This window comes from Nonomuraea sp. NPDC050451 (assembly GCF_044458585.1).
Genome location: NZ_JBITHZ010000047.1, coordinates 55,385 through 82,275, shown reverse-complemented (window position 1 = coordinate 82,275; position 26,891 = coordinate 55,385). Strand labels below are relative to the sequence as shown.

The window sequence follows — 26,891 nt, the reverse complement described above, 5'->3', positions numbered from 1 at the left end:
ACCAACATCGCAGCCGCCACCGACCACTACCGCAGCCACCCCACCGACGGACTGCAGCTACTCGGGCTCACAACATGAGAACGCATCGGCCCTGGTTGACGAGCCGGTCGATCTCGTCGAGGTGCTTCAACAGTTCGTCGCTGATCCACCCGACTTCCCGCGGCATCCACAAAACTCCGTACGCGTGATCGAAATCAAGCGCCAGTTCGTCAGGGTGTATCACGGATCCGAGCCAAGCGATCTGATCTGAGGCAGACCACGCCAGATGTCCCAGGGCCTCCCGCAGGAGTCTCCAGGCTCCCCTCCGGGCCCTCGCCTCATCCTCGCTCGGCTGCAGCACAAGGTCATTCTGCCGTACGCGACGCGCCTGCCCACGGGCCGGGCCCTCTCACCAAATCCTTACGCCGTACCTGCCATCCGCGCTTGCCACAGGTGCGCAATGCGAGGAAGAAGACGTTTAGCCCACAGGATCAATGGCGCCGGCGCCACTCACGATCTGTTCGAGCATGTGAAAGGGCCCATTCCAGCGTCGACCGGAAGGTCACCGAGATTGAGGAGGCCGCGATCGGCCACCAAGCTGCCCGCCGGCGCCTGGCAGGCAGCCGTCCGTCAGGTGGAAAGTGCATGGGCACGCTCAGGTCGCCGAGCTGACGACGCTGCACGAACGCGCCAAGGTCTGGGATTTCCAGCGTGCGGGCAGAACTCAGGGTCGACGCCGCGCATCCTACATTTCACTAATTCTTCCCATTCCGCCCGGCAACTGCGCTCCGTCTCCCCGAGTTGCTGCATGCATTCAAGGAAGATTGTGCCCAGCATCTGACATGTCACGGGGGAGAGATCTCGCTCGACACAGCTCAGATAATCAGTGCTGAGAGCCGCACAGGTTGACGCTCCCGCCCCGTTGACATCCAGGCGCACACACCGGTCGATGACGTGGAGGGCACCTCCACATATTACATCTCCCCAATATTCAGATCCCTGTCGGCATTCAGTTACCGCTGCGCTTGCTTGCACGCATTCGAGAGATTCGGCATGCACGCTACGACACCTCTCGAACACCGGTCGATCGGCCGACTCTGATCCAGTAAGCGCCGCCATCAGCAGAATAGCGACGCTCAACATGGCCACGGACAGTCTCATCTCATTTCCCGGTTCACTCGTCGACCGCACCGAAAAACCCCGTACCCCCTTGCCCAGGAACAAACGAGTAATAAACCTAGGCACCACAGCCCGCAAAAGTCGGACAACTTATTCTATGCCCCATTACGCTGCACCGGCCTTGCTATCCGGCTCCGAAACAGCGCTCGCGGCGGCCTGAGTGATCGTCACCGTGCTGGCGTTGCTGCTCGGGTGCGTCGACAACCACCGAGGGGCACGCCGGGGGGCGCGCGGGAGGTGCTGAACCGTCCGTTCCTGGCACGCTGGACTCAGCGCTGCCAGTGAGTGGGAAACCAGGCCTTGCGGAAGCTTTGAGACGCCGATCACACATGCCTTATATGTATTCGTACGCAGGACGCCCACTCTCGTCATCTCTACCGTCTGCAGTGACGAAAGTGTCGCAAGGGACTGTCAAGCAGAAGGCCGCTGTACGACCAGATCGTCCGCTCCGACCCGGATCCATTCGACTGAACCGAAAGTAGGTGACCATGGCCGAGATGCTCGCAGCCCGGCTCCATATACCCTCCCGCGAGGTGCGCGTGGAGAAGGTGCCGGTGCCGGAGCCCGGCCCCGGGCAGGTCCGCGTCGAGGTGCGCGCGGCCGGCGTGTGCCTGTCCGACGTACACCTCGCCGACGGCACCCTCACGCCCCTCTTGCTGAAGGGCGAGACGGTGACGCTCGGCCACGAGGTGGCCGGCGTCGTGGACGCTCTTGGCTTGGGCGTGACCGACTGGGCGGTGGGGGACCGGGTCGTGCTGCAGGCCGGCGAGGCCGACCGGTTCGGCACCGTCCACACCCGCGGCGTCGACTACGACGGCGGCTACGCCCAGTTCACGCTGGCCACGTCCCGCTCGCTGGTGCCGATCCCCGACAGCCTGCCGTTCGAGCAGGCCTGCATCATCCCCGACGCCGTCTCCACGCCCTGGGCGGCCGTCACCGCAACGGCGGCCACGCGGCCGGGCGAGGCGGCGGCGGTCTGGGGCGTGGGTGGGCTGGGCGCGCACGCGGTCCAGCTCCTGCGCCTCGTCGGCGCGGCCCCGGTGATCGCGATCGACCCCCTCCCCGCGGCCCGGGAGCGGGCGCTCGGGCTCGGTGCCGACGCCGCGCTCGACCCGAACGACCCTGGGCTGCGCGACACCGTCGGCAGCCTCACCGACGGTCTGGGGCTGGACGCCGCCTTTGACTTCGCCGGCGTCGGCTCGGTGCGTGAGCAGGCCATGTCGCTGCTCGGCAGAGGCGGGCGGCTGATCGTGGTCGGGCTGGCCAACGAGCCGCTGGCCGTACCGAACGACATCGCGCTGGCGTACTTCGGCCAATCCGTGCGCGGCAGCTACGGGTCCCATCCCGAGCACGTGCAGCAGCTCGTCAGGCTCGCCGTACGCGGGCGGCTCGATCTGGCCGCGTCGATCAGCGACGTACTGCCCCTGGCGGAGGCGCCGGCCGCACTTGACCGGCTGGCCCGCAAAGAAGGCAATCCGATCCGCCTCGTCCTGCGCCCCTGAACGCCTCATCCCGTGCCCCTGAACGCCTCATCCTGCACCCCTGACCGGTGACGAGTCAGCCGCCGAAGCGGCCGCTCTCCGCCACGTCGATGGCGACCGCCTCGGCGGCCCGCACCGCGACCAGCGCCACGAGCTGCACGAACGCGCAGCCACCGCGGGACTGGCGCCGCCCAGCAGCATGCCCACGAACGCGTTCGGCAGCGTGACGAGCCCTACGGTCCTGGTCTGGTCGAGGGCGGGCACGAGCGCCTGGGCGGCTCGCTTTGAGGATGTCGGCGTCCTCGCGCAGGCGCCGGTTCTGCCTCGGCAACGCCTCCGGTTCCTGGCGTTCGCTGCTGGTCAGCCCGTCCCGCTGGCCGGCGCCGCCTGGCGCACCGCGGTCTCGGTTGGGTCGAAGGCCTTGGCCACCTCCCGACCGAGCGGGCACAGCTTGGCGATCTCGCTCTTGGACTCCAGCATGAACGAGGGGAGGACGCGGCTTCTTCTTCGGAGCCCTTGATCTCGGATGTCCGTCAAACCGGATCAATCCCAGCAGAGCCCTCTTGGGCGCTCGGTTGACATTACTCACAGGGCGAAATGTCCGGATTGTCATGACAAGTCGGTAATGGATCAGGCAGAATGCGGGACCACCATCGTCTCCCTCCACCGGAGGAACCCTCATGCGTCGACCCCTAGGGGTACTCGCCGTCGTCGCCAGCCTCGCCTCTTGCGCCCCGTCCACCGGCGGGGCGGGCGGAGCGGCGCCTGAGCTGACCGCGCCGGCGGACGGTGCGGCACCGACGCAGACCGAGGAGGCGACACCCGAGCCGACCTCCGAATCGAACGAGTGCCGGGTGAGCGTGGCCAGGCCGGCCATCTCCGCGCTCAGGATCCAGACCTCGGCCGTCCGCCGCGACTGTGTGCGCCCGGCGCTGCTGCGCATCCGAGTCATGCGCGCCGTCCCCGGCGACGATCCGGTCGTCAAAAGCGGCGCCACCAGGAAGGGCCGCATCACCCTGAAGATGCCCTGCAAACCGGGCACGTACTACGCGGTCGCCACCGACTACCGGGGCGGCAGCGCCAAGTCCAAGGCCGTACGGCTGACCTGCGTCACCCCCACCCCCACCCCTACGACGCGGGAGACGGGGGCGCCGCCGGCTTCCGAGACGAAGGAGGCCACCACCTCCGTCGGCACAGCGTTGGAGAAGGAGGTCGTCCGGCTGACCAACGCCGAGCGGGCCAAGGGCGGCTGCGACCCGCTCAAGCACGACGCGCGGCTGCGCAGGGCAGCGTTCGGGCACTCGGCCGACATGGCGAAGAACGACTACTTCGACCACGATTCCCAGGACGGCCGCGACATGGTCGACCGCATTCGTGCGACCGGCTTCTCCGGCTCGACCTTGGCCGAGAACATCGCCATGGGGCAGCGGTCGGCGGCCGAGGTGGTCCGGGGCTGGATGAACAGCGACGGCCACCGGCGGAACATCATGAACTGCTCGTACACCCTCATCGGGGTGGGCGCGGCCAAGGACGCGCAGGGGCAGATCTACTGGACGCAGGACTTCGCCGCCGGCTGATTCCCAGCCTACTTTGTTCGTGTCGCAGGGCCTGAGCGTCGGTGCGCCCAGCGCCTCCTGCTGCACGCCGCGCATCCCGGATCCGCGCCGGCAGGAGGTCAATCGAGCCGACCCGCCTGCTCGGACAGCAGGTTGAGCAGATCGATGGCCGCGCCGGAGACACCCCCGACTGGCCGGCGCGCGAGACAGCGTGGGTGTCGAGGACGTCGCCCGGCGTACGCATCAGAATGCATCCGCCTGGAAGCTTGGAAGCATGGCGATCGAAGACCCTCACCACCTGTTGGGCCGCTTACGACTGGGCCGCGAGGAATACTGTCAACGGCTCCTGACCATGCTGATCGTGGGCGGCCCCTACCCCCGGTGGAACAGCCGTACCCGGCCGTCGCCCCAGGGTGCCAGGTTCCTGCGGTCGCTGGATGAGCTGTCGTTCGGCCGCGGCGAGTGGAGCGGCCAACCGCTGTTCGTGGACGAGTTCGAGTTGCGCCCGCGGCACGACGACGAGCAGGGCGGAGCACCCGACTACGCCGTGCTGTGGAACGAACGGCTGTGGATGATCGAGCTGAAAACCGAGAGCTCAAGTCACCGGCGAGGCCAGCTCCCCGGCTACTACACCCTCGCCGGCCATCACTATCCGGGCCTTGCCGTGGATCTCACCTACCTGACACCACCGCTCGCCTTCACGCCGCCGACCACCCGGGACGGCCTCAAATTTTCGCACGTCACCTGGACGCAGATCCTCCCGCTGCTGGAAGAAACCTGGAGCCAGGGCACGGACGCGGAACGGCATGTCCTCACGGCGTTGCGGGCCGCCTTGGAGAGTATCGGGTCGAACTGGTCCGGCTGGCGGGCACAGCAGGTCGGAGTAAGAAGAGAAGAGCCTCTGACGGTCGAAAACACGGCGATGGCCATGGCTGAGGCCACCGCTCGTGACGGGCGGCAGCGAGCTGTGGACCATCCGGCAGCGGATCTGGACCAACTGCAACGTCTTCGCCTGGCCCTCCGGCAGACCATCTGCGCCAGTCCGGCACAAGCCCCTCTTCGTCACGTACGGCCCTGGCTCTGGAGCGCCACGACCAGCGGCGGCAATGCACTCACGGCCTCCGGCCGAGACACGGGGTTCGAACTGCGCCTCTCCCGATACCGAAAGCCAGCGTGCTGACCGGCTCCGAACTCGCGGTCCCCGGACTCACGGTCACGAGGGATCTCTGTCCTCGTCGACTCTGTGCAGGTAGTCCTCGAAGGTGGGGTGCCGGTCTGCCAGACGCGACCACACGATCAAGCCAGCCAGCCGGAAGGGGGCCAGCACGAGCCTGAGCACTCCACGCCCCAGTCGACGGACCAACCTGAAGAGTTCCTTGAGCGTCTCCCAAGGGCGTCCCAAGGCCACGACGGCCAGGATGAAGATCATGCCGACGAAACTGATCCCTCCGAAGTCGTCGGGATCGTCTCGCTCCTTCTCCTTGCTCACGACGCGGAGCTCAAGGCTGAGGACATGAACGTGCTGCTGTGCGTCACGGATCCTCCCAAGCCGACCTCGGAGCGCGCCGTAACCGTAAGCCTACGTCGGCAACGACGCACAGCAGGCCGCGGCGATCAAGGTCTCCGGCCCAACCTCGTACGACACCGAACCCAGGCCGGAACAGACACGGCACCGGCTGCGCGAGGACCCGTAGCGGTGATCAGGCGGAACAGGCCGTCGCCACCAGCCCGTGGACCCGGCCACGCGCCTGGCAGCTCACCACCCACGGCGCCTACCCCGCCGAGCGGTGGATCGGCGGGGACGCACCACTATGCGGGCCGCTGCACAGAAACGCCTCTTCCAGCGGCGTCAGGGCGTGCCGAACGTCGCCACCCGCCCAAGTAGTCGAGATGAGCTCGGCGTTGCGCAGTACCGTGGTGTGCCGGCTGGCGGACCGGCGTCCTGCATCGAGCCGGTGTGAGATGAGTACGCTGGTCCGTCGCAGCGGTGATCGCGTCATCGACGTGGGCGCCCTGCGCTGCGGATCTGAGTTGTCTGCGAGGTCGGCTGCGGCTGCCGTTGAAAACCTCGCCCATCGTCAGGCGGTCGGTGCGGAGCTTGACTGCGCGTAGACGGGTCGCTGAGCGACGGTCACGCCGTCGCCCGGAGCGGCGACCGTACGGCCCGCGGCACAGCCCTCCCTCGCCATCACACAGGCAGCATGATCGCGAACCAGATCGTGAAACCGGTACAGGCCGGGGGTCGGCTCACGCAACAGGTGTCCGTCCAACAGCCGTTCCAGCGCCCACTCGGCGGTCGCCGCGCTCGTGTTCAGGAGGGCGGCGGCCTCCTGGACGGCGAATTCGACGGGTGCGCGGGCGCCGAGCAATCGGTAGGCGCGCCGTTGCTCTTCGGGGAGCCTGCGATAGGACATTTCGAGAGCGGTGGCGACGCTGCGCTCCCCCGCTGCCAGTTCGGCCAGCCGCTGCTGCGGTGCGGCCAGCCGGGTCAGCAGGCGGTCGACGGTCCACCTGGGGTGGGAACGCAGCCGAGCGGCCGTGAGACGAATGGCCAGTGGGAGCAGCCCGCATCGTCGCACCATGTCCACCAGTACCTGCGGTGGCGTGCCGGCGACGCGCTCCTGTCCTACGGCCCGGGAGAATATGGCGACCCCGTCCGTCGGCGGCAGGACGTCCAGTGACAGCGTGTGTGTCCCGTCGAGCCCGCTCAGACGGCGGCGACTGGTGACCAGGACGTGGCAATGAGGGCTGCCCGGAAGCAGTGGCAGAACCTGCGTTTCGCTGAGGGCGTCGTCGAGGACGATCAAGATCTTCCGGTCGGCCAGCAGACTGCGGTACAGCCCGACCTGGTCATCCACATGGGGCGGGACGCGATCCGCGGGCACACCCAGTGCGCACAGCATACGGTGAAGGGCTTCCGGAGGATGGACGAATGACCGGCCAGGTGTGTGACCGTGCAGGTTCACGAACAGCTGGCCGTCGGGGAACCGAGCGGCCAGCCGGTGGGCGGCACGGATGGCGAGCGCTGTCTTGCCGATCCCGGCCATGCCCTCGACAGTGATGATCGTCGCGCGATCTGCCTCGCCCAGCTTCACCATGGCGGAGACATCGTGCGCCCTGCCGCAGAAGTCGGAGACATTCCTGGGCAACTGCCGCGGCACGGTAATGCGGCTGAGCACCGAGCCGGACCGGCCTCTCGCTGGGCGGATGCTGGCCGTATTGCCGCACAGTGCCCTGGAGAGCATGGCTTGCTCGTCGTCGTCCAGTGCCAGTGCCTCGGCCAGCAACCGTAGTGTCGCCAGGCTGGGTTTCGCCGCGGCATCGGTCTCCAGCCGGCTGATGGTGCGCACGCTCAGCCCCGTGTACTCGGCCAGGATCTCCTGAGTGAGCGACGCCCGCTCGCGCCACGATCGCAGCAGGGCCCCCGGCTCGATCGCTTCCGCCCGCGGGTCGGCTTGCCCGCCGCGAAGCGGCCGATGAGGCCGTCCCCTGGGCTGCGACGGCGTGTCCGGCGCGGTCAGGCCGGTCGGGCTGGTCAAGCCAAACGGGCCGACCCCGCCGGTCGGGCCGGTCGGCCGCGTGACGCGGACATCGGTCAGCCGATCGCTCGACGACGCCATCCCGGAGGACCGCCCGGTGAACGACGGCATCTCGGAGGACCGTCCAGTGGACGACGGCATCTCGGGGGACCGCCCGGTGAGCGATCGGTGCTGGGTGGGAAGCCGGCGGGGAGACGGCGGCGCGGGGTGGTCGGTGAGCAGGTACGCGTACAGTTGCTGCAGCTCAGGGCCGGGATCTATCCCAAGGTCCTGCCCAAGGCGCGACCGTAGCTCCTCGTATCGTTGGAGCGCCTCCGCCCGTCGTCCGTGGCGGTCCAGCACCTTCAGCAGACGCAGCCACAAAGACTCGCGCAGCGGATAGCGAGGGGCCCACTTACTCAGTTCGGCGAGCACGTTGCTGTTCGGCCCGGTGGCGTCGTCCAGGTCGACCCGCCGTTCCAACGCCGCCAGGCACCGCTCCGCCAGGTGCGGCGCCTCGGCCTCCCGCAACCAGCGGGACGGCACGTCCTCGAACGGCTCGCCCCTGGACAACGCCATCGCCTCATCGAGCAGGTCACGTTCGAGATCGGCGTCGCCGGCGCGTGCGGCCTGCTCCGCGAGCCGTACGAAACGCAGCGCGTCGACATCGTCAGCGACGGCGCGCAAAAGGAACCCGTTCGGGCGCGTCTCGATCCACCGGCTTCCGAGGGCACTCCGCAATCCCCCGACGTAATTCTGCAGGGTCCGCCGGCTGTTGGCCGGGAACTCGTCCGACCACACCATCTCGGCCAACCGGTCCATGGACACCGTCTTACCTGCCGACATCGCCAGGGCCACCAGCAACGTCCGCAATCGGCTTCTCGTCAGCCGGACCGGACGCTCTCCGACCGCCACCTCCAGCGGACCGAGCACCTTGACCGTCAGCCGCTGCACCGCGCCCCCTTGTTTCTGCGGGTTTTCCGTACGCCAGGACACACGGGCGCTTTCCAAACTTCTCGCGTGGCAGGTCCCCCCGGGGCGCGATGCCCACCGAAAGCCGCGTCCGATGCCGATGACATGGAAAACGGTGTGACGAGAAGAGCAGAAGCCCCGTCGCCGAACCGCTCGAAAAATTCCATGGCCACGGATTCTGGCATTCGGGCAAGTGCCCGCACCAGGACAGCCGAAGGGCATTCGCCGGACATCACAGGGCATCCGCCCGTGCTGCGCAGCCGGCGTCGCCGAGCACCGGCAGCGTCCGCGAGGGCACTCGATCGGACTTCACGCAGGTGTGGCGGGACGAAGCAGCAATGGACGACTTCGCGGAGCAGCGTACACAGGTGCGGCTTCACATCGGCTTCACGCCTGCCGGGATTCTCTCGACGTTACCGCGGTCCGCCGCCCGAAGCCCGGGAAATGTCCGGACGCGCCCGGCGGAGAAAATGCTTTCCGCCCGCGAAGCAAAGATGAAGACGAAATGAAGCAGCGCGCTGGCAAGCTGCCCCGTGTTCTGTTCGCCCAGTCAGCTCAGAAATCCAGTGAGGTGGATCATGACCGCACCGACATTCGACCTCGTCACTACGGAGACGATCGACCACGACGACGAGTTCGACCTCGATATTCGCATCGCCGTCGGCGCCGACGTCGCGCTTCCCGAGGCCGGCTTCAGCTGCTCCTGGTACACCTGCAACGCCACCCAATGTGGCTGCAGCATCGACGGGTGCAGCCCGTTCCCCACTCTGACCAAGGGCTGCTAGTGGCTTTCACGACCACCTGCAGGCCGGATCAGCGGTTGGCGCTAGATATTCATTCATGAGGAGTTGTTGAATGCCCGCTTCGGACCTCTACTCGGAACACTCGGCCATACACGGCGAGGAAGGGCTTTCCCCGGCTCTCGTCGAGCGCGCCCGGCGGACCACGGAGGTGATGGTCGAGCGGCTGGCCGACGAACGGGTGGTGGCCGAAGCGGTGCGCCGGACCAAGGCGGTCTCGAAATATCCGTTCGAGTGGGGCGGCCCCGGACTGTACGGCGGTCACGCCGGCCTGGCGCTCGTGTTCGGATACGCCGCGTCGGCGCTGCCCGACGAGGCCGGCGGCCGGCGCGCACTTGCCCGGCGCTTCATTCAGGAGGCGGCGCGGCACACCAGGAAGGCGCCGATGCGCTTTCCCAGTCTGGGCACCGGGACCAGCGGCCTGACCCTGGTCGTCGAGCAGTTGGCCGCGGACGAGCCCACGCTCCGGCCGGCGCTGCGCCGGCTGCGGGCGATGCTGTCCGAGCAGATCCTCCAGGCGCCCGGTTGGCGTGGCGCCGATGGCGTGAGTCCCGACGCGTACGACGTCATCTCCGGCGCCGCCGGCGTCCTGGGCTGTCTCGCGTCACTGCCGGAGCCGAGCGCCGCGGAACGCGAGGCATGCGGCAGGCTCCTCGACGACCTGCTGTGGATGTGCGATCCCCGCGGGGGGACGACACGGTGGCATGTCCCGCCCCGGCTCACGCCCAGCCAGGATCGGGTCAAGGAGTATCCGCACGGCTACGTCGACCTCGGTCTGTCGCACGGCCTCGCCGGGCCGCTGGCCGCGTTGAGCCTGGCCTGGACGCGCGGTCACCGGCGTCCCGGGCTGCGGCCCGCGATGGAGCACGTGGCCGCGTTCCTTCTGGAGATGTCCGATCACGACGAGCACGGCCGGCGCTGGCCGCGGTGGCTGGCGTTGACCCCGTCGGGCGCGATCCAGGAGCGGCCGCCGCAGGCAGGGCATGAGTCCTGGTGTTACGGGGCACCCGGGATCTGCTCGGCCCTGCTTGACGCCGCCGAGGCACTCGAGGACCGGACACTGCGCGCCGCGGCGGTCGACGCCTTCGAGGCGGCGCTGCGGCGCGTGTTCGCCGGCCACGGCCACCTCGTCAGCGCGTCCCTGTGCCACGGCTGGTCCGGGCTCTTGACCATCTGCCGGAAGTTCGCGCAGGCGGACTCGGGCACCGCCCGATCCGCTCTGCCTCACCTCGTCGAACACGTCCTGAACGCCTGCGACCCGGCTCACCTCCTCCTCGTCAAGGAGTTCCAGGCTCCGGACGTCCATACGGACAGCCCCGATCTCCTTGACGGCGCGGCCGGCGTACCCCTCGCTTTGTGGACGGCGTCGGGCTCGATCAACGACGAGTGGCAACGATCGCTCCTGATCCGTTGACCCCAGACCTACCGAGCAGAGAGGCCACGCATGCCCATGCGGAAGGATCACGAACGGAATCCCGCGACGGAGTTCTCCCCTGCGGGCTTCTTCATGCTTCGCGCGCCCGTCCTGCCCGCGGAGACCTTTCTCAGACTTACCGGCGACCAGGACGACACGGCAGGACCGGAAGAGCGACGGGCCGCCACGCGTCGGCAGCTCTGGGACCTCGCTCACCAGCCTCGCGTCCGCCAGGCCCTGCACACCGCGAGCCGCAGCCTCGTCGACGAGCTGGCCCGGGTCGAGGAGACGGGCTGGCCGAGGACCGCGTCGGACAGGTCGGCGAAGAAGAAGGTCGACCGGGCTTTCTCCACGCTGCTGCGCTACCTGACCAGAATGTCCACGCGCCCCACACCGTACGGCCTGTTCTCCGCGGTGGGTGTGGGCAGGTTCGGGCCGACCACGACCGCGGCCCTCGCCGGCGATCCGGTACGCATGACGCGCACCCGGGCCGACTCCGGCTGGTTGGCGGCAGTCATCGAGCAGCTCGACAAGGACGACACGGTACGCGACGAACTGCCGGTCCGGACCAACGCGCTGCTCTCCCGGCTGGCCGACCGGGCCGTTCTCGCCGAATGGACAGGCATGGCCACCGGCGGCAAGCGGGCCAACCTCCGCATCACGCCACCGGTCCAGCTGGCGCTGCGGCTGGCCGACGGTGAAGTGAGGTACGGCGACCTGCTGGCCGAGCTGCTCCAGCGCTTTCCCGGCGCCGGTGAAGCCCGCATTCGCCGCCTCGTCGGCCAGCTGTGGGAGCTGGGCGTGCTCACCAACAGCCTCAGCCCGCCCCTGACCGAGCCGTTGCCCGAGCTGCACCTGTTGAAGAGGCTGACCGGGTCGACCGCTTTCGCTCCGGTGGCCGACGGCCTGCGCCGGGTCCGCGCCCTCGCGGATGCCGTCGACGAGACACGCGGCCGGGCAGACCTGGCGGACGTCGAACGGCTCACCGCCTACCAGCGCGCCATGACGCCGGGCTTCGACGGCACGACGTACCAGGTCGACACCGCGTTGGCGACGACCGGCCACGGGATGCCCGCCCAGGTCGCCGCCGCGGCCGCCGAAGCCGGAGAGCTGCTCACGAGGTTGGGAAGCGTGCGCCGACGGCCCGCGCACATCGCCGCGTACCACCGCGCGTTCCTGGAGCGTTACGGGGCCAACGCTGAGATCCCGCTGGTCGAGGTGCTCAGCCCGGAGCTGGGGATCGATGCCCCGAACAGCTATGGGGCGCCACCGCGGCTGGTGCCGCTGCCGTCGGTCCCCGAGGAACGCGACCCCGCCCGGGACCGAGCGCTCGTCGACCTGGTCGCCGGCGCGCTGCGCCACGATCGCCTCGAGGTCGAGCTCACCGACCGGCTGCTGGATGTCCTGACCGTCCGGCGGCCGGACGCTCCGCGCAGCAGACCGGTGCCCTCCCTGGACGTGTACTTCAGCATCGCCGCGCCGTCCCGCCGAGCCATCGACGAGGGGCAGTGGCGTCTGGTCCTGTCGCCGACCGCGTTCCAGGGGCTGCAGAGCTTCGGCCGCTTCTCCCATCTCTTCGACGAGGCGGACGTGCAGGCCATGTGCGGCTTCGCCCAGGCCGAGGAGGCGCAGGCGCCCGATGTCGTGTTCGTCGAGTTGCGCAACGTCGCGGGCCATGCGCGGGCGCAGAACGTGGCCACCCACGCCCCACTGCGCCGGCTTGAGATCTGCGTCAACGCCACCCCGTCTCTGCCCTCCGGCCGGCAGATACCCCTCACCGACATCCTGCTGGGAGCGGACGGACACGGGTTCTACCTGCGGTCCGCGACGCTGGGCAAGCGGCTGCTGGTCACCCAGTCCCATGCGTTGTCGCTGCTCCAGGTGCCCAATGTCTGCCGAGCACTGGTGGAGCTGTCCACGGACCAGCTCACCTTGCCGGCCCACTTCGACTGGGGCCCGGTCGTCCAGGCGCCGTTCCGCCCACGGCTGGTGCGAGGACGGGTCGTGGTGAGCCCTGCGCAGTGGACGGCCCGGCCGGAGACGTTCGCCGTCGGCGAGGACGACGCGGACGCCTTTTTCGCCGCGGTCCAACAGTGGCGGCGGGACTGGAAGGTGCCGCGTCATGTCTATCTCACCGAATACGACAACAGGTTGCTGCTCGACCTCGAACACCCGCTCTGCGTGGACGAGCTGCGGCGCCGGCTGCGAGGGGCCGGCGGGCCGGGGCAGCCCGGTTCGCTGTCGCTGCAGGAGATGCTGCCGGACTTCTCGGACCTGTGGCTACAGGATTCGCACGGCCGCCGCTATCAATCGGAGCTGGTCGTGCCCGTACTGTCACCGGCGGCTGCGACCGGCGAGTGGGACCGTCATCCGCCCGCCCATGAGCGCGCGGCCGAGCCTGCCAGGGCTGAGGCCGGCCGGCGCTGGCACCCCGGCGAGCAGTGGTCGTACCTGAAGCTGTACACCGCGGTGACGCAACAGAACGACGTCCTGATCGGTCCGGTGCAAGAGCTGGTCGCCGCGCTTCGCGCCGACCGTCTGATCGATCGCTGGTTCTACATCCGGTACGCAGATCCGCTGCCGCACCTGAGGCTGCGTTTCCAAGCGGCCTCCGGCACCGACCCGATGGCGGTGATGACCCGGTGCGCGGCCTGGGCACGCCGGCTGATCACCGCGGCCTGGGCCTCCGACATGGCCTTCGTGACGTACGAGCGTGAACTCGAGCGGTACGGCGGACCCGGTGCCATCGACGCGATCGAGGAGGCGTTCCACGCCAACAGCGAGGCGACGGTCGAACTGGTGAGGTTCTTGACCGCCAACGGCGAGGTGGACGCGACGACCGTGGGCGCGCTCGCCCTGCACTCCCTTCACCAGGGCTGGGGAGCCGATCCACTGGCGGTTGCCCGGAACTCCATCGCGATCCCCGATTCCGTGCACAGGCGTTTCCGCCGGCTCCGAGGTGAACTGTGCGGGCTCCTGGCCCCCGCGCATCCATCGCCGCACGTACCGACGAGCGAGCACGCGTCCGCCCTGCACACGATCCTCGCGCGACAGCAACCGGCGCTGCGCGCCGCCGGCGACCGCATCCGGACGCTGGCCGCGGACGGGCGGTTGCTCACGACCGAACAGCGCATTCTGGAAAGCCTCTCCCACATGCAGGCGAACCGCCTGCTGGGCGTCGATCAGGGACAAGAGGAGATGAGCGTCCGGCTCTGGCTGCTCACTGCCCGCGCGCTCGTCGCCCTGCCGAACCCCACGTCCGCCGGAAACCCGCGATGAACCGCTCCACTGTCGCGACCCTGGCACCCTTCGTCCGCGCTCAGACCGGCACGTTGGTCACCGCCCTCGCCCTGTCGCTCGCCGGCGCCGCCGGCACCCTGGCACAGCCCATGGTCGCCAGATCGGTGCTGACCGCCATCCAGACGGCCCGGCCGGTCTGGCACCTGGTGATCCTGCTCGTGGGCCTCATCGCGATCGGCGCGGTGCTCGGTGGCGCACGTTCGTACCTGCTCCACCGGGCCGGCGCCCGAATGGTGCTGGCGACCCGGCGGAGCCTCGTCGACCACATCCTTCGGCTGCCGGTGGCCGAGTTCGATCGGCGCAGAACCGGCGACCTGCTCTCCCGGGCCGGAACGGACACGGCGACGCTGCACGGCGCGCTCACCTCCGGCCTGGTCGACATCGTCGGCGGCGCTGTCATCACGATCGGCGCCGCGATCATGATGGCCTGGCTCGACCCGGTCATGTTCGGATTCACCGCGGTGGCGTTCGCCGGGTTGTTCGCCGGCTTCTTCACCACGCGACGCGTGCGCGACGCCTCGCGCGAGGTCCAGGAGCGCCTCGGTGAGATGACCTCGGCGATCGATCGAGCGATCTCGGCAGTCCGTACCATCAAGGCGAGCCGGGCCGAAGCCCGCGAAGCCGCCGTCGTCGGCGACCACGCCGAGCGGGCATACGACGCCGGCCTGCGCCTGGCTCGCCTGAACGCTCAGATGGGACCGATGATCAACGCCGCGGTCCAGCTCGGTCTGCTGCTGGTCATCGGCGTGGGCGGGTTCCGGGTCGCGTCCGGCACCATGCGCGTCGGTGATCTGGTGGCGTTCGCTCTGTTCCTCTACCTGTTGATGGCGCCCGTCGCGCAGACGCTGAGGGCGTACGTGGAGCTGCAGAGCGGCCTCGGCGCGGTGCAGCGCGTCGAGGAGATCCTGGCTCTGCCGACCGAGGCGTCCACCGACCGCCCGGCCGTTTCCCGCGCGGCGCCGGTCGCCCCGGCGATCCAGTTCGACGGCGTCACCTTCGCCTATCCCGGTGGAGCGCCCGCCCTGCGCGACGTGAGCTTCACCGTGGCGTACGGCACGCAGACGGCCTTGGTCGGTCCGTCCGGCGCCGGGAAGTCGACGGCGCTGGCGCTGATCGAACGGTTCTACGACGTCGCCTCCGGCCGCGTCCTCGTGGCGGGCCGGGACGTCCGGGACCAGCCACGCGACGAACTGCGCGCCCACCTGGGGTATGTGGAGCAGGACGCACCGGTGCTCGCCGGCACCATCCGCGACAACCTGCTCCTGGCCGCGCCCGAAGTGGATGACGATCGCCTCATGGCCGTACTCGGCACTGTGCGGCTGACACATCTGGTCGAACGCTCACCGCTCGGACTCGACACCCACGTGGGTGAGGGCGGCATCCTGCTCTCAGGCGGGGAACGTCAACGCCTGGCCATCGCCCGCACGCTCATCGCCGCACCGCCGGTCCTGCTGCTCGACGAACCCACGAGCAACCTGGACGCCGTGAACGAGAGGGCCCTGCGGGACGCGATCGCGGCCGTCTCCCGACGGCACACGCTCGTCATCGTCGCCCACCGGCTGTCGACGGTGATGCACGCCGATCAGATCGTGGTCCTCGACCAGGGACAGATTTCCGGCATCGGATCGCACGGCGAACTCTTCACGGCGAACCCGCTCTACCGGGAACTCGCCACGCAGCAACTGCTGACCGCATGACGAAGGAGTGGAGGCACCCAACATGCTGGCTGACGACGCGGACCCGGGATTGGCCGCAGAGAAACTCATCCATCCCCAGTTCCCACGCTCGGCTGCGTACGATCCGGTTTGGCAGGGCCGTTATGCCATGGGCCCCAACCCGCTGTGGCTCGCCGAATCCCTGGCTGAGCTGCTGGATCTCGCGCCGGGTATGCGGGTGCTGGACCTCGGCTGCGGAAGGGCGACCAGTTCGATCTTCCTGGCCAAGGAGTTCGGCGTCGATGTCGTGGCCGCCGATCTGTGGGTGCGCCCCGAGGAGAACTGGGCGCGCATCATCGACGCCGGTGTGCAGTCGCAGGTCATGCCGATCCACGCCGAGGCTCACGACCTGAAGTTCGCCCACGAGTACTTCGATCTCATCATCAGTCTGGACGCCTACCAGTACTTCGGCACCGACGACCTCTACCTTGGCTACCTTCAGCAGTTCCTTGCTCCGGACGGTGTGCTGGGCATCGTCGTGATGGGGCTGACCAAGGAATTGAACGGCGTGGTGCCCGAGCATCTGGCCGACGGGTGGAAGTGGGACTTCCACGCGTTCCACAGCCCGCAGTGGTGGCGAGAGCACCTGTGCCGATCCGGCCTGATGACGGTGGAACACGCCGATCTGCTGCCTGACGGCTGGCGGCACTGGATGCGGTGGCACGAACTGGGTGCGCAGGCCGCCGAGCCTGAATGGCGGGACTTCTGCGCCGGCTGGGTACGGAGGTTCGCCATCGACGCCGGGCTCACGCTCGGCCTGCCCCGGGTCGTGGCCCGCAAGAATCAGAGCCTATGAAGCCGCGCCTGAGGTGAGGGCGGATGCCTGCTCCAGCTCGTACGCGCCGGCGACCAGCTCGAGAGTACGCAGCCGCGACCGGTGACCGTGCACGTGCGAGACCAGCATCAGCTCGTCGGCGCCGGTGCTCTCGGCGAGGCGGTCGAGCACGGCGCGGACTTCACTCGCGTCGCCGTGTGCCACGTCCCGGAGCCAGCGGCGCAGCGTCTCCTCCTCGTCCTGGCTGAACGAGTGCCGTGCGGCCTCCTCCGGCGACGGGAACGCAGTCGGCCGCCCGTTTCGCATCCGTGCCATGGCAAGACCGGCGGCCCGCACCATGGCACGGGCCTCTTCCGAGGTGTCCCCCGCGACGACCCAGACGGAGACCATGACATAGGGCCGGTCCAGAACGTCGGAGGGCTGGAACGACTCGCGGTAGGCGGCCAGGGCGGCCCGTGTCTCACCAGGTCTGAGGTGGTACGCGAAGGCGAACGGCCGCCCGAGCCGCCCGGCCAGCCGCGCGCCCTGCTCACTGGCTCCGAGGATCCACAGAGGCGGCGCGTTCACCGCGCGGGCGACTTGGATGCCGGCGTAAGGGTGGCCCGGGGAAAAGAAGCCGTCCAGGAAGCCCATCAGCTGCTCCACCTGCTCGCCGAAGTCGGCGTCGGAGCGCCGGAGCGCCTGCGCGACCGCAGGATGCCCTCCTGGTGCCCGCCCCACCCCCAGGTCGACACGGCCTGGATGCAGCGCCTCCAGGGTGAGGAACTGTTCAGCGACGGTGAGCGGTGTGTGGTTGGGCAGCATGACCCCGCCCGAGCCCAGCCGGATGGTCGTGGTGTGTGCCGCCAGGTGGGCCAGCAGGACAGCGGGAGACGTGCTGGCGATGTCGGGGATCGAGTGGTGCTCCGCGAGCCACAGGCGCTGGAATCCCAGCCGTTCGGCGGTTTTCGCCACCTCTGTGGTGGTGCGGAACGCGGTTGCGGCGCCGGTTCCCGCACTGACCGTCGCGAGGTCGAGGACGGACAACGGCACGGCCGGGCGTTGGTGCCGCACGGACGGCAGCTCACGATGGATCGGGTTCATGAGGTGCGCCTGCGGCACCGACGCGTCGTCCATCAGTTGTTGCAGCAGTCCTGGTCGAAGAGGCTGCTCACCGGGGCCTCCCCGGACGCGGCGTTCGCCGTGCCCAGGTAGCTACCACCGACGAGCGCGAGGCCGGCCAGGGCGGCCACCGCGAGAACGCGTGAGAAGGACTTCATCGGGTCTCCATTTCTTTGCGGAAACTGCTGGTATTCACTAAAAGACCCGCCGTCCTCAACACCGCATCGGATCAGCCTCACCGGCCTCCGCAAGTGTCCACCGCATTGCCTGGACGGACGCTTCCGCGGACTGGAAGCTGTGCGGGAGAGTCAACTGATTCGAGGAGAAAGATGTCGATTCAAGAAATCGAGAACGCTGAATTCCTGGCCGGCGACGAGTTCGATCTGGACGTCCGGATCGTCGTACGCGACGATCTGCCGGTCCATGAGGCCGGATTCTCCTGTTCCTGGTACACGTGCGGGCAGTGCGGCTTTCCTTCGTACCCGCACACGCAGGCCGTGGCCTGCACCTGCTGACGCCCATGAGCCAGGAACGAGTCATCGTCGTATCGCCCCGCAAGAGCGGAACCCATCTCGTCCAGAACCTCATGGCCGCCCTGGGATATGGCATATACGGCGAGCCGGTGCCGCCGGAAAGCGGGCGGGCGGCCGTCAGCCTCAGGGAACGGCAGGAGCTGGCCGAACGGTTCCTCCACGCCGACGAGCTGGAAGCGCTCGATGTCAGAGAAGACACCAAGGAATTCGTTCGGCGTACCGACCAGCTGCTGATCCAGCTCGGCTGGATCTGGCAGACCAGGCTGGCGGCCAGAAACGTGTCGAACGTCGACCTCATCCGCCCCGAAATCGACTTCGAGCTACGCATGAGTGAGGACGCCTGGATCCGTCCGTTCTGGCAGACGGCGCCCCGGCTGTGCTGGATCTTTCATTCGCTGAACATCTGGCGGATGGACCAGAAGTTTCTCAACGAATGGACGACGCGGCAGGAGCCCGCGGTCGTGCTCAATCATCGCGATCCGCGAGACGCGCTCGTGTCCATGGCCAACTTCTTCTCCGGAAGGAGCGGGATCGCCTTCCGGCGCTTTCCCGAGTCGGCTGTTTTCCAGCCGATCCTCGCCGATCTCCCCGACATGGAGAGCCGGATCACGTACATGCTGACGGACCCGTCGATTCCCCTCCTGCACGATTACGAATCGGCGGTGAGCTGGTACCACCACCCGCAGGTCTGCAAGGTCGCCTTCGAGGAGTTGGCGGGCCCCGAGGGAGGAGGGAGCAGGGCCCGGCAGGTCGCCGCGGTGGAGCGGGTGGCCGCGTGGGTCGGCGCGGACGTCGACCCCGAGGTCGTGGTGGGTGAGCTCTTCGACTGTAAGGCGTTCACCTTTCACAAGGGCCAGATCGGCGCCTGGCGTGAGGTGTTCACCGCCCGGCACTCAGCCCTCTTCAACGCCCGCTTCGGCCACCTCACGGACACGTTCGGATATGCCTGAAGATCGGTTCCTCCCGCCGAGCCTCGCGGCGGAGGCCAGGCGGGTCGCCTGGACGATCGTCAATCGCCTCGACGACGATGACGCGGTCCATCAGGCCGTGCGGCGGACGGCGAACGTAGCCGGAGTGGCACCGGACTGGTGGGGCGGGGCGAAGCTGTACGGCGGCAACGCGGGCCATGCCCTGATGTTGAGGTACGCCTCTCGCGTGGCCCGCACGTCGGCGGATCGATGGCGTGATCGGTCGCGGGACATCCTCCTGCGCGCGATCTCCTCCACGAGCGAGCGGCCGCCGGCGCACGGCGGCCTCGGGGAGGGAACCGCCGGCCTCGCCCTGGTGCTCGACGAGTTCGCCGCGGATCAACCGGGCTACCTGCGCGTGCGACGCCAGGCGGACCGGGGCCTGCTCCAGCAGGTGGCGCGGGCGAGCCGGGGCGGTTCGGCCGTTGATCCGGCGGCCTACGACGTCGTCACCGGCAGCGCGGGAATCCTGGGTTACCTCGCGTCGGCGACGACCCTTGACGTCGACGCGCGCGTGACCGCAGCCGGGCTGATCGACGGCCTCGTCCGGCTGTACGGCTCGCCGCCCGGTCCTCCGCTCAAGACGACGGAGACCTGTCCCGATCGGGCCGTCGACCTGGGCCTGGCCCACGGCCTGGCCGGTCACCTGGCGGCGCTGAGCCTCGCCTGGAACGCGGGCCTGCGCCGCCCCGGACAGCGGGCCGCGATCCGAAGCCTGGCCTCGTACCTCCGGGACGTCGCGGAGGAGGACGCCTGGGGCAGGATCTGGCCTCGTCGGACGCCGATTGACGACTCGTTGCCGGATCAACTCCCCCACAAGCCGATGACCTGGTGTTACGGGGCTCCGGGAATCTGCTCGGCGCTGCTGGACGCCGCACGCGCCCTCGACGATCCCGACCTGACGGCCGCCGCGGTGATGAGCTTCGAGTCGGCGCTGCGACGAGCGCTGCACGGCGACGGGGAGCCCCGGACGGTGTGCCTGTGCCACGGCTGGTCCGGACTGCTGACGATCTGCCACAAGTTCGCCGAACACGGGGGCAGCCAGAACGCGAGAGCTGCCCTCACCCCGCTCACCGAACGCGTGTTGTCGCACTGCTCCGACGATCAGGCTCTGATCGTCAGAACAGTGCACGTGCCGGGCACGTACGTGGACAGCCCCAGCCTGCTGGACGGCGCGGCAGGCGTGCCGCTGGCCCTCTGGTCCGTCTCCACCTCCGTTCCCCCACGCTGGCGCCGCGCGCTCCTGATCGGCTGAACCGTTCGCTGCTCAGCGAGGCAGGGGAATGTGGCCGGTCAATCGGCCGCGTGAGCGTGTGAGGTGGCGGTTTCGCGGAGCAGGTCGAGGAACGCCGAAAGCGGCGGATGATCTTCGATCGCCTCCTTGACGACGACGAAGATGGAGCGGACAGGCGTGGGCCGGGTGACCGGCAGGCAGGCGAACGATGTGGCGGGCATGGTGCTGAGCGCGAGCCGGGGCACCAGGGTTACGCCCAGTCCGGCGGAGACGAACGCGGCCGCCGTGGCGTAGTCGTGGGCTTCCACCACGAAACTGGGGTTGAAGCCGGCCGCCCCGCACGCGTCGAGGATGGTCTGCCGGCAGATGCTGCTCGGCCACTCGTTGTCGACCCATGGTTCGCCACGCAGCCTGCCCAGCTCGATCTCCTTCTCCCCGGCAAGGGTGTGCCCTGGCGGCAGGATCGCCAGGAAGGGGTCATCGAGCAGGTGGACGGACCGCAGCCCGGCCGGCACGTGAACGGTGTCGTTCAGCACCATGATCTCGGCGTCGGCGGCTTCGCCGGTCAGCCCCTTGCCCAGCCGTAGCTCCAGCCTGATCTCCGGGAAGAGGCGGCTGAACTTCGCGATGACGGGCGGGATGAGGACAGCGCCGGCGGTGGCGAAGTAGCGGACGGTCAGCCGGCTGGTCTTGCCTGCGCGCAGGTCGGTGAGGGCGGTCTCCGCGCGGGCGATCTGCGTCTGGATCTCCCCGGCGTGGCCGGCCAGGAGCCGTCCGGCCTCGGTGGGGCGCAGGCCGCGACCGTGTCGCTGCATGAGCAGCGTGCCCGTCTCCCGCTGCAGCGCGGCGATGTGCTGGCTGATCGCGGACGGGGTGTAGCCGAGGTTGGTCGCGGCGGCTTGGATCGAGCCGGTCTCCACGACGGCGCGAAGCACAGCGAGGCGGTGAACGTCGAGCACCCCCAGATCATACAGTCGCGCTTCATAGTCGTTAAGAAAACATCGCTTGTGCTGAAATGTGAAGGTCCTCGAAGATCTGTGCATGGAAGACGGAAGCAGGATCCGCCTCGGCATCATCGGCCTGGGCGTGATGGGTGCCGAAATGCTCGACGTCGCTCAGCGGCACCCGCAGTTCGAGGTGGTCGCGGCCGCGGACCCCAGCACGCAGGCAATCGCGTCAGCTCGAACGGCCCACCCAGGACCCGCCTATGTCGACGACGCGGACGAACTGCTCGGCCACGCTGCGCTCGATGCCGTCTACATCGCCTCACCACCGGCCACCCACGCGCGCCACGCCATACGCGCCATGGAAGCAGGGCTGGCGGTCTTCGCGGAAAAGCCACTCGCCGTGGACATCGCCGAGGGCCGGGAGATGGTACGAGTCGCCGCGGCGACGAAAACAGCGAACGCTCTGAACTTCGTCATGTCCGACCGTGGCGCCGCGCTGGCCGTGGACAACGCGATCCGAACGGGCCGGCTCGGCACGATACGCGGGATCGAGATGCGGTTCACCTTCCCGCAGTGGCCGAGGGCCTTCCAGGAGAGCGCCGGATGGGTGGCCGGGCGGACACAGGGCGGGTTCCTACGCGAGGTCGCCTCGCACTATCTGTTCCTGACCGACCGGTTGCTGGGACCGCTCGAACCTCTGCACACCCACGTCACCTACAGCGCGACGGCGGAGGACACCGCATACGGCCTGTTCCTGGCGAACGACGTGCCCGTAACCCTCTCCGGCCAGGTCGCCGCGGGCCCGGAGACGTATGAGTGGACCCTGCACGGGACCGAACGCTCTTACCGGATCACCGATTGGGCACGCCTGTGGCTCGGCGACTATCAGGGGTGGACCCCGGTCGACGTGGACGAGCCGCGCGGGAGCGAACACACCCGGCTCAGCGAGTTCGCCCGCGCCGTGCGGGGTGAGGACACCACATTGGCCGACTTCGCCGCCGGCCTGCGCGTCCAAGAACTCGTCGAGCACTTCCACCGCGAGATCGGATGAGGCACCCGTCCCATCGACTCTCGAGGCCCGGATCGCCCATCTGACGCCTTTTCCAAGCACGGTCGCGGACACTGCCTGCGCACTTCGATCGCGAGCATCCGGTCAAGGCACGGCCCGCGCCGGACGAAGACGCGATTCGACGGCCTTGCCGGGGTGGGCCGGGCATGCGCAGCATCTTGGTGCCCGACCTGTCCGGCATCTTGAACGCGCCGTCCGGCCCCTTCGACGCGGTGGCCTCGCGGCGGCTGCGGGCCGTGGTCGAGGCCGTCTCCGGCGTGCCGTGCTCGCCCTAGTGAAGGGCGCGGTCGACACCTCCGCCTTTTCCTGCGCACGCCGATCGACTCGGCCGAGCGGGTCCTGATCGGGTTTCCCGCCCGCCGTGAATGGTCGTGCGGCATGATGACCGGCTGTGCTCCTTAGCCTGGCCTACCTGACCGTCACGAATCAGACAGGTGCCGCTGCCGCAGCACGGGTCGCAGACCACAGCAGGCCCCTCACCGCCGCGCAAGGCCGGCGCACGCTGGAAGATTTCGCTGGCCAGCCTGACGGGGAACGCGGGAAACCCCTGGGGCCGAATGCAGCACCGCACCGCTGGCCAGGTCCTGATAGTCGTGCTGGAGGGTGGCGGGGCGGCAGCTCATGAAATGCCACTCGCCCCGCTGCGGCGTTGGCGGGCGGCTTCGTACAACGTCACGGTCGCCGCGCTTGCGGCGTTCAGGGAACTGGCCGAGCCGGCCATCGGGATACGCGCCATGGTGTCGCACGCCTGCCGCCACCCCGCGCTCAGCCCGTTGGTCTCGTTACCGATGACCAGCAGGGTAGGGCCGGTCAGGTCCAGTTCAGCGACGTCGCAACTGCCGTTCTCGTCGGTGCCCACCACCATGAGCGGCAGGCCTTGGGCACGCAGCTGTGCCACCCACGCGAGCACTTCCCGGTGCGATGAGGACCGCACCACCGGCAGCGCCAGCAGCGACCCGGTGGAGGCCCGCACCGAACGAGGATCATAAGGGTCGGCGGCGTGCCCGGTGACGATCAGGCCCGTGCCGCCGAACGCGTCCAGTGAACGTGCCATCGTCCCGATGTTGCCGGGATTGTTCGGCCGGTCGAACACCGCGCCCAGGAAAGACGGACCCACCTGGATACGGGACAGCTCATCGTCCGGCAGCTCAGCCACCGCCACCAACTCGGGCACTTCCTCGTCCTTGCCGCCCAGTTCCCGCAACAGGTCGGGGGCCATGGCCACCCGCTCGCCGCCCGCCGCCTTGAGCATCTGCCTGGCCCAGCTCGACAGAGGCCGCTCGGCGTCAAAGAGGAGCGTACGCACCGGCCAGCCGAACTCGATCGCCAGGCTGATCGGGCGCACGCCCTGGATCAGGAACTCCTTGGCCCGCTGCCGCTTGGTCCGGTTGCCCAGCAGGGCCTGCCACTGCTGGAAGCGCGCGTTCGGCCGCGTGATGCGCAACTGCGCCGATAACGATTGCCCCTGATCAACCACGCTCTACAGAATAAGATCAGTTTCACCATGTGATGACAAACCATGCGTCGCCGGCAGACGTGGCCTTGCAAACCCATAAATTCTGGCTCGAGTCACGCGGCGCGCACTGCCGCCCCGTGCCGGGGCACCCACGACCTCGCGTTTCTCCTGGTCAGGCGGCTGGCCATGAGGAAGCGGTGGGCCCCACTCCACCAGAACGCCAGCGCTGGCGCTGTCAGCCCAGGCCAGGGTGAGCTGTGGGCGCAGCCTCCGCAGGCGTTCGGCGGCGCTGAACCGGCTGGAGTCGGACATCGACCGCCAGACTGCGGCCAGGCGGCGGACCGCACGAAGCCCGAAGTCAGACGACGACCAGCCACAACCGGGTCCGCCCACGGCTCATGCCGCCTGGTCTGACAGCATTCGCGTGCTGCTCCTTCACACCGATGCCGACGTCGGCGAGCATCTCCTCCATCGGGGCCGGGGACTTCCCATCCCGGTCACGGATCAGGAAGCGCGCCGGCAGTCAGCGTCCTGTCGGACTGCCAGCAGGCCGCGGACCGCTACGGCGTGATCGCGTCGGCGGCCGGGTTCGCCGGCTTCAACAGTCGCCATCCCAAGGGTGCCAGGGCCAGCCACATGCACAGGACCGCGAAGGGCATGAGAGCCTGGCGGCCGGGTCCGTCCAGCATCTCGTAGCTGACGAACAGGGCCAGGGTCGCCAGGACGAGTGCCAAGGTCGTCGCACTGATTCGCTTCAGGACGGCCAACTGAATGATCAGAGCCAGGAACCCGAGGTAGACAAGCTGGGTGCCGAATCCGTACAGGATCGGCTCAGCTCCCGGGATGCTTCGGATCTGCTCGTCCAGGGCCTTCATCTGCGCGTGATCGTCGGTGGCGAACAGGACGTACAGATCGACGAGCATCTCGGCGATCGAGGCGGTGACGCTGATCAGCGCCACCGCCAGACTCACCCTGGCGAGGATCTGCGCGGCACCGTGGCTTCGGACCAGGCGAAACAGTTCGACGCAGGCGATGGCCAGCATCACGAAGCCGATGAGCCACACCGAATGCGCGATCGTCGACCATGACTCGACTCCTTCGTTGCCGCCGAGCCTCATGAAGATCCAGCCGCCGATCTGCCCCACCGGCGCCAGGATGAGTGACCACCCGGCGAGGGTTCGCCAGGTCGTCGTCTTCGCTCGGGTCTGGGCGGATGAGCCGCGGCGCAACAGTTCACGTCCCACCGGCAGGAAGGCCAGCCACAGAATCAGCGCCGATCCGGCCTGCGCCAGCCGCAACGGGATCTCCACCAGCAGCTCGGCGCCGTTGACCAGGACCGCCGCGGTCACCAGGGTCGCGAAGAGTGCGGTGGCCCTGCCCTGCGTCGCGAGGTGTATCGCCTGCACGATCAGCACCAGGGCCAGCAGCACCGGCCCGACGTCGTAGATGGCCAACTGCACCCCGGGCAGGTCGTGGATCTGGCCGCTCAGGGCGCGCATGTCGGTGCGGTTGTCGGTGGAGAAGCCCACCACCAGATCGATCACCATCTGGATGAGCAGGCAGCCCGCCCCGATGACACCGACGACCAGCGAGCCGGCGGCCAGTATCCGCCCTCCCGAGGTGGTGCCCTTCGCACGTCGATACAGCTCGACGCAGACGATCGCGTACATGACGTTGTTGACGACCCAGGCGATGTGGGCCAGGGTCCAGCCGGGTTCCCGGCCGCCGGTGCCGCCCAGGCGCATCAAGGCCCAGCCGACCAGGACCAGCAGTGGTGCGGTGACGAAGGACAGTCCGGCGATTCGCTTCCAGCTCATGGGCCCCGACCCTAATCTTACAGAATTTTTTCTGCAAGTTTTTCTCTGCATGAAGTTTTCTGCATCATGGTCCCGGTACGGCTAAGCTGGTCGAATGGCAACCGATCCGGTCATGCACACCCCGGCGGCGATGAAGGCACTGGCCAGCCCACTGCGGCGAGAGATCCTCAGGCACCTCGCCAACCACGGCCCGGCCACCTCGACCACGCTGGCCAAAGCCATGGGCCAGAACACCGGGACGACCAGCTACCACCTGCGGATGCTGTCCGACACCGGTTTCGTGACCGAGTTGCGCGACCGCGCCAAAGGGCGGGAACGCTGGTGGGACGTCGTCAAAGCCGACCGACGGATGCCCGCTCGCGAAGAGCTGACCGACGCCGAACAGGACCTCGCCGAACGACTGGGCGACTCCAGACTCGCCGAGGATCTACGGCTGCTGTCCGCCTTCGCCCACAACCGGGACGAGGACGGCGACTGGCAGCAGGGCTCTCGCGCCAGCACCTTCATGACCAAGACGCAGCTCAAGGAATTCCTCGAGGAGTACCTCAAACTGGTGCACCGCTTCGGCACCGACCACGACAACGCACCCGCCGACGCCCGGATGATCCTGCTGCGCTGGATCGGCTTCCCCGACCCCCGCGGCTCCTGATCCCCTCCACCCCGACGGGAGATCAAGCGGATCCACCGTGAGTTCGACGGCACCTGCGGCAGCCCGCGTGTCACCGCCGAACTGCGTGCTTCGGGGCGGCGGGTCAAGCGCAAGCGGGTGATGCGCCTGTTCGGAATCGCCGGCATGAGGCTGCGCAGGAAGGTGCTGGACCTGCGCTCACGCCGCTTGGCGGGCTGGTCGATCGCCGATCACCTGCGCACCTAGCCGGTCGCTGATGCGCTACGCGCCGCCGCGACGACGCGCGGCAGCATGACCGCAACAAGAAGCAGCGGGCTGTCCGGTTGTATCGCGGTCAGATTCCCTCGCCGGGACGGCCGACTGTCGCCTTCGCAGACCCACGCCGCGATCCTGTCCCACCGGTTCCTCTTGACCAATTCTTTTGACCGACGTATGTACATTCCTATGCA

Annotated in this window: 24 protein-coding genes and 1 pseudogene; 16 read left to right on the top strand and 9 right to left on the bottom strand. The window is 68.6% G+C overall.

Annotated features, from left to right (window positions below):
* Both ACIBI9_RS59945 and ACIBI9_RS59940 read left to right on the top strand, forming a co-directional pair.
* The coding region (locus ACIBI9_RS59945; protein WP_397236798.1) for a hypothetical protein at positions 1-250 on the top strand (250 nt) is incomplete at its 5' end.
* 1,396 nt (positions 251-1,646) lie between these two features.
* A complete protein-coding gene (locus ACIBI9_RS59940) occupies positions 1,647-2,660 on the top strand; it encodes a zinc-binding dehydrogenase (protein ID WP_397236796.1) in 1,014 nt (337 codons plus the stop codon).
* Positions 2,661-2,687: 27 nt separating this feature from the next.
* Here ACIBI9_RS59940 and ACIBI9_RS59935 read toward each other — a convergent pair whose 3' ends face one another.
* Positions 2,688-2,903, bottom strand: a complete 216-nt coding sequence (locus ACIBI9_RS59935; protein WP_397236794.1) for an ABC transporter permease — start codon at positions 2,901-2,903, stop codon at positions 2,688-2,690.
* A 416-nt stretch (positions 2,904-3,319) separates the two neighbouring features.
* Between ACIBI9_RS59935 and ACIBI9_RS59930 the strand changes: the two genes are divergently transcribed.
* On the top strand, positions 3,320-4,216 hold the full coding sequence (locus ACIBI9_RS59930) for a CAP domain-containing protein (protein WP_397236792.1): 897 nt from the start codon (positions 3,320-3,322) through the stop codon (positions 4,214-4,216).
* Between the two features lie 253 nt (positions 4,217-4,469).
* Complete coding sequence (locus ACIBI9_RS59925; protein WP_397236790.1) at positions 4,470-5,375, top strand: hypothetical protein; 906 nt, start codon at positions 4,470-4,472, stop codon at positions 5,373-5,375.
* Between the two features lie 33 nt (positions 5,376-5,408).
* On the opposite strand, the gene ACIBI9_RS59920 is transcribed toward ACIBI9_RS59925, so the two are convergent.
* A complete protein-coding gene (locus ACIBI9_RS59920) occupies positions 5,409-5,684 on the bottom strand; it encodes a hypothetical protein (RefSeq protein ID WP_397236788.1) in 276 nt (91 codons plus the stop codon).
* A gap of 589 nt (positions 5,685-6,273) precedes the next feature.
* The gene (locus ACIBI9_RS59915) at positions 6,274-8,667 is read right to left on the bottom strand and encodes a BTAD domain-containing putative transcriptional regulator (protein ID WP_397236786.1); all 2,394 of its coding nucleotides are present in this window, start codon (positions 8,665-8,667) and stop codon (positions 6,274-6,276) included.
* A gap of 596 nt (positions 8,668-9,263) precedes the next feature.
* Between ACIBI9_RS59915 and ACIBI9_RS59910 the strand changes: the two genes are divergently transcribed.
* The 5 genes from ACIBI9_RS59910 (at position 9,264) to ACIBI9_RS59890 (ending at position 16,710) form a co-directional block, all read left to right on the top strand.
* Complete coding sequence (locus tag ACIBI9_RS59910) at positions 9,264-9,470, top strand: FDLD family class I lanthipeptide (RefSeq protein ID WP_397236784.1); 207 nt, start codon at positions 9,264-9,266, stop codon at positions 9,468-9,470.
* Between the two features lie 70 nt (positions 9,471-9,540).
* Positions 9,541-10,899 (top strand): lanthionine synthetase C family protein, encoded by a 1,359-nt coding sequence (locus ACIBI9_RS59905; protein ID WP_397236782.1) that lies wholly within the window; start codon positions 9,541-9,543, stop codon positions 10,897-10,899.
* Positions 10,900-10,929: 30 nt separating this feature from the next.
* Positions 10,930-14,178 (top strand): lantibiotic dehydratase, encoded by a 3,249-nt coding sequence (locus ACIBI9_RS59900; RefSeq protein WP_397236780.1) that lies wholly within the window; start codon positions 10,930-10,932, stop codon positions 14,176-14,178.
* Positions 14,175-15,896 carry an ABC transporter ATP-binding protein gene (locus tag ACIBI9_RS59895; protein ID WP_397236778.1) on the top strand — a complete coding sequence of 574 codons (1,722 nt, stop codon included), beginning with the start codon at positions 14,175-14,177 and terminating at the stop codon, positions 15,894-15,896. The genes ACIBI9_RS59900 and ACIBI9_RS59895 overlap by 4 nt, the downstream gene beginning before the upstream one ends.
* 22 nt (positions 15,897-15,918) lie before the next feature.
* Positions 15,919-16,710, top strand: coding sequence for an SAM-dependent methyltransferase (locus tag ACIBI9_RS59890; RefSeq protein ID WP_397236776.1), 792 nt, complete (start codon positions 15,919-15,921; stop codon positions 16,708-16,710).
* Here the strand turns inward: ACIBI9_RS59890 and ACIBI9_RS59885 are convergent.
* Together ACIBI9_RS59885 and ACIBI9_RS59880 are read right to left on the bottom strand one after the other, a co-directional pair.
* Positions 16,705-17,805 (bottom strand): LLM class flavin-dependent oxidoreductase, encoded by a 1,101-nt coding sequence (locus tag ACIBI9_RS59885; RefSeq protein WP_397236774.1) that lies wholly within the window; start codon positions 17,803-17,805, stop codon positions 16,705-16,707. The two genes, ACIBI9_RS59890 and ACIBI9_RS59885, sit on opposite strands and share 6 nt — an antisense overlap.
* Positions 17,805-17,948, bottom strand: coding sequence for a hypothetical protein (locus ACIBI9_RS59880; protein ID WP_397236772.1), 144 nt, complete (start codon positions 17,946-17,948; stop codon positions 17,805-17,807). Before ACIBI9_RS59880 ends, ACIBI9_RS59885 begins: the two co-directional genes overlap by 1 nt.
* A 171-nt stretch (positions 17,949-18,119) precedes the next feature.
* On the opposite strand from ACIBI9_RS59880, the gene ACIBI9_RS59875 reads away from it, so the two are divergent.
* From ACIBI9_RS59875 to ACIBI9_RS59865, 3 genes are read left to right on the top strand one after another with little or no spacing between them, the layout of a single operon-like run.
* Positions 18,120-18,305: an FDLD family class I lanthipeptide gene (locus ACIBI9_RS59875; protein ID WP_397236770.1), complete on the top strand. Its 186-nt coding sequence runs from the start codon at positions 18,120-18,122 to the stop codon at positions 18,303-18,305.
* A 5-nt stretch (positions 18,306-18,310) separates the two neighbouring features.
* Positions 18,311-19,273, top strand: a complete 963-nt coding sequence (locus tag ACIBI9_RS59870; RefSeq protein ID WP_397236768.1) for a hypothetical protein — start codon at positions 18,311-18,313, stop codon at positions 19,271-19,273.
* Entirely contained in the window at positions 19,266-20,546 is a 1,281-nt protein-coding gene (locus tag ACIBI9_RS59865; RefSeq protein WP_397236766.1) for a lanthionine synthetase C family protein, read from the top strand. The genes ACIBI9_RS59870 and ACIBI9_RS59865 overlap by 8 nt, the downstream gene beginning before the upstream one ends.
* Before the next feature lie 38 nt (positions 20,547-20,584).
* On the opposite strand, the gene ACIBI9_RS59860 is transcribed toward ACIBI9_RS59865, so the two are convergent.
* Positions 20,585-21,484 (bottom strand): LysR family transcriptional regulator, encoded by a 900-nt coding sequence (locus ACIBI9_RS59860; protein ID WP_397236764.1) that lies wholly within the window; start codon positions 21,482-21,484, stop codon positions 20,585-20,587.
* An 82-nt stretch (positions 21,485-21,566) separates the two neighbouring features.
* Here ACIBI9_RS59860 and ACIBI9_RS59855 point away from each other — a divergent pair, with 82 nt between their 5' ends.
* Together ACIBI9_RS59855 and ACIBI9_RS59850 are read left to right on the top strand one after the other, a co-directional pair.
* The gene (locus ACIBI9_RS59855) at positions 21,567-22,523 is read left to right on the top strand and encodes a Gfo/Idh/MocA family protein (RefSeq protein WP_397236762.1); all 957 of its coding nucleotides are present in this window, start codon (positions 21,567-21,569) and stop codon (positions 22,521-22,523) included.
* A gap of 164 nt (positions 22,524-22,687) precedes the next feature.
* Positions 22,688-22,816 carry a hypothetical protein gene (locus ACIBI9_RS59850; protein ID WP_397236760.1) on the top strand — a complete coding sequence of 43 codons (129 nt, stop codon included), beginning with the start codon at positions 22,688-22,690 and terminating at the stop codon, positions 22,814-22,816.
* On the opposite strand, the gene ACIBI9_RS59845 is transcribed toward ACIBI9_RS59850, so the two are convergent.
* The 3 genes from ACIBI9_RS59845 to ACIBI9_RS59835 form a co-directional block, all read right to left on the bottom strand.
* Entirely contained in the window at positions 22,813-23,112 is a 300-nt protein-coding gene (locus ACIBI9_RS59845; RefSeq protein ID WP_397236758.1) for a hypothetical protein, read from the bottom strand. The two genes, ACIBI9_RS59850 and ACIBI9_RS59845, sit on opposite strands and share 4 nt — an antisense overlap.
* Positions 23,113-23,160: 48 nt before the next feature.
* Positions 23,161-24,018: a TrmH family RNA methyltransferase gene (locus ACIBI9_RS59840; protein WP_397236756.1), complete on the bottom strand. Its 858-nt coding sequence runs from the start codon at positions 24,016-24,018 to the stop codon at positions 23,161-23,163.
* 539 nt (positions 24,019-24,557) lie between these two features.
* Entirely contained in the window at positions 24,558-25,865 is a 1,308-nt protein-coding gene (locus ACIBI9_RS59835) for a hypothetical protein (protein WP_397236754.1), read from the bottom strand.
* A 43-nt stretch (positions 25,866-25,908) separates the two neighbouring features.
* Between ACIBI9_RS59835 and ACIBI9_RS59830 the strand changes: the two genes are divergently transcribed.
* Both ACIBI9_RS59830 and ACIBI9_RS59825 read left to right on the top strand, forming a co-directional pair.
* Positions 25,909-26,463 (top strand): ArsR/SmtB family transcription factor, encoded by a 555-nt coding sequence (locus ACIBI9_RS59830; protein WP_397236752.1) that lies wholly within the window; start codon positions 25,909-25,911, stop codon positions 26,461-26,463.
* Positions 26,464-26,484: 21 nt separating this feature from the next.
* Positions 26,485-26,772, top strand: a pseudogene (locus ACIBI9_RS59825) (IS3 family transposase); the annotation flags it as partial.
* Positions 26,773-26,891 lie beyond the last annotated feature (119 nt).

What these genes read in the sequence shown, in the direction of transcription:
- ACIBI9_RS59940 (WP_397236796.1), top strand. Translation starts at nt 1,647, where the DNA reads ATGGCCGAGATGCTCGCAGCCCGGCTCCATATACCCTCCCGCGAGGTG.
- ACIBI9_RS59930 (WP_397236792.1), top strand. Translation starts at nt 3,320, where the DNA reads ATGCGTCGACCCCTAGGGGTACTCGCCGTCGTCGCCAGCCTCGCCTCT.
- ACIBI9_RS59925 (WP_397236790.1), top strand. Translation starts at nt 4,470, where the DNA reads ATGGCGATCGAAGACCCTCACCACCTGTTGGGCCGCTTACGACTGGGC.
- ACIBI9_RS59910 (WP_397236784.1), top strand. Translation starts at nt 9,264, where the DNA reads ATGACCGCACCGACATTCGACCTCGTCACTACGGAGACGATCGACCAC.
- ACIBI9_RS59905 (WP_397236782.1), top strand. Translation starts at nt 9,541, where the DNA reads ATGCCCGCTTCGGACCTCTACTCGGAACACTCGGCCATACACGGCGAG.
- ACIBI9_RS59900 (WP_397236780.1), top strand. Translation starts at nt 10,930, where the DNA reads ATGCCCATGCGGAAGGATCACGAACGGAATCCCGCGACGGAGTTCTCC.
- ACIBI9_RS59895 (WP_397236778.1), top strand. Translation starts at nt 14,175, where the DNA reads ATGAACCGCTCCACTGTCGCGACCCTGGCACCCTTCGTCCGCGCTCAG.
- ACIBI9_RS59890 (WP_397236776.1), top strand. Translation starts at nt 15,919, where the DNA reads ATGCTGGCTGACGACGCGGACCCGGGATTGGCCGCAGAGAAACTCATC.
- ACIBI9_RS59885 (WP_397236774.1), bottom strand. Translation starts at nt 17,805, where the DNA reads ATGGACGACGCGTCGGTGCCGCAGGCGCACCTCATGAACCCGATCCAT.
- ACIBI9_RS59880 (WP_397236772.1), bottom strand. Translation starts at nt 17,948, where the DNA reads ATGAAGTCCTTCTCACGCGTTCTCGCGGTGGCCGCCCTGGCCGGCCTC.
- ACIBI9_RS59875 (WP_397236770.1), top strand. Translation starts at nt 18,120, where the DNA reads ATGTCGATTCAAGAAATCGAGAACGCTGAATTCCTGGCCGGCGACGAG.
- ACIBI9_RS59870 (WP_397236768.1), top strand. Translation starts at nt 18,311, where the DNA reads ATGAGCCAGGAACGAGTCATCGTCGTATCGCCCCGCAAGAGCGGAACC.
- ACIBI9_RS59865 (WP_397236766.1), top strand. Translation starts at nt 19,266, where the DNA reads ATGCCTGAAGATCGGTTCCTCCCGCCGAGCCTCGCGGCGGAGGCCAGG.
- ACIBI9_RS59855 (WP_397236762.1), top strand. Translation starts at nt 21,567, where the DNA reads ATGGAAGACGGAAGCAGGATCCGCCTCGGCATCATCGGCCTGGGCGTG.
- ACIBI9_RS59850 (WP_397236760.1), top strand. Translation starts at nt 22,688, where the DNA reads ATGCGCAGCATCTTGGTGCCCGACCTGTCCGGCATCTTGAACGCGCCG.
- ACIBI9_RS59835 (WP_397236754.1), bottom strand. Translation starts at nt 25,865, where the DNA reads ATGCAGAGAAAAACTTGCAGAAAAAATTCTGTAAGATTAGGGTCGGGG.
- ACIBI9_RS59830 (WP_397236752.1), top strand. Translation starts at nt 25,909, where the DNA reads ATGGCAACCGATCCGGTCATGCACACCCCGGCGGCGATGAAGGCACTG.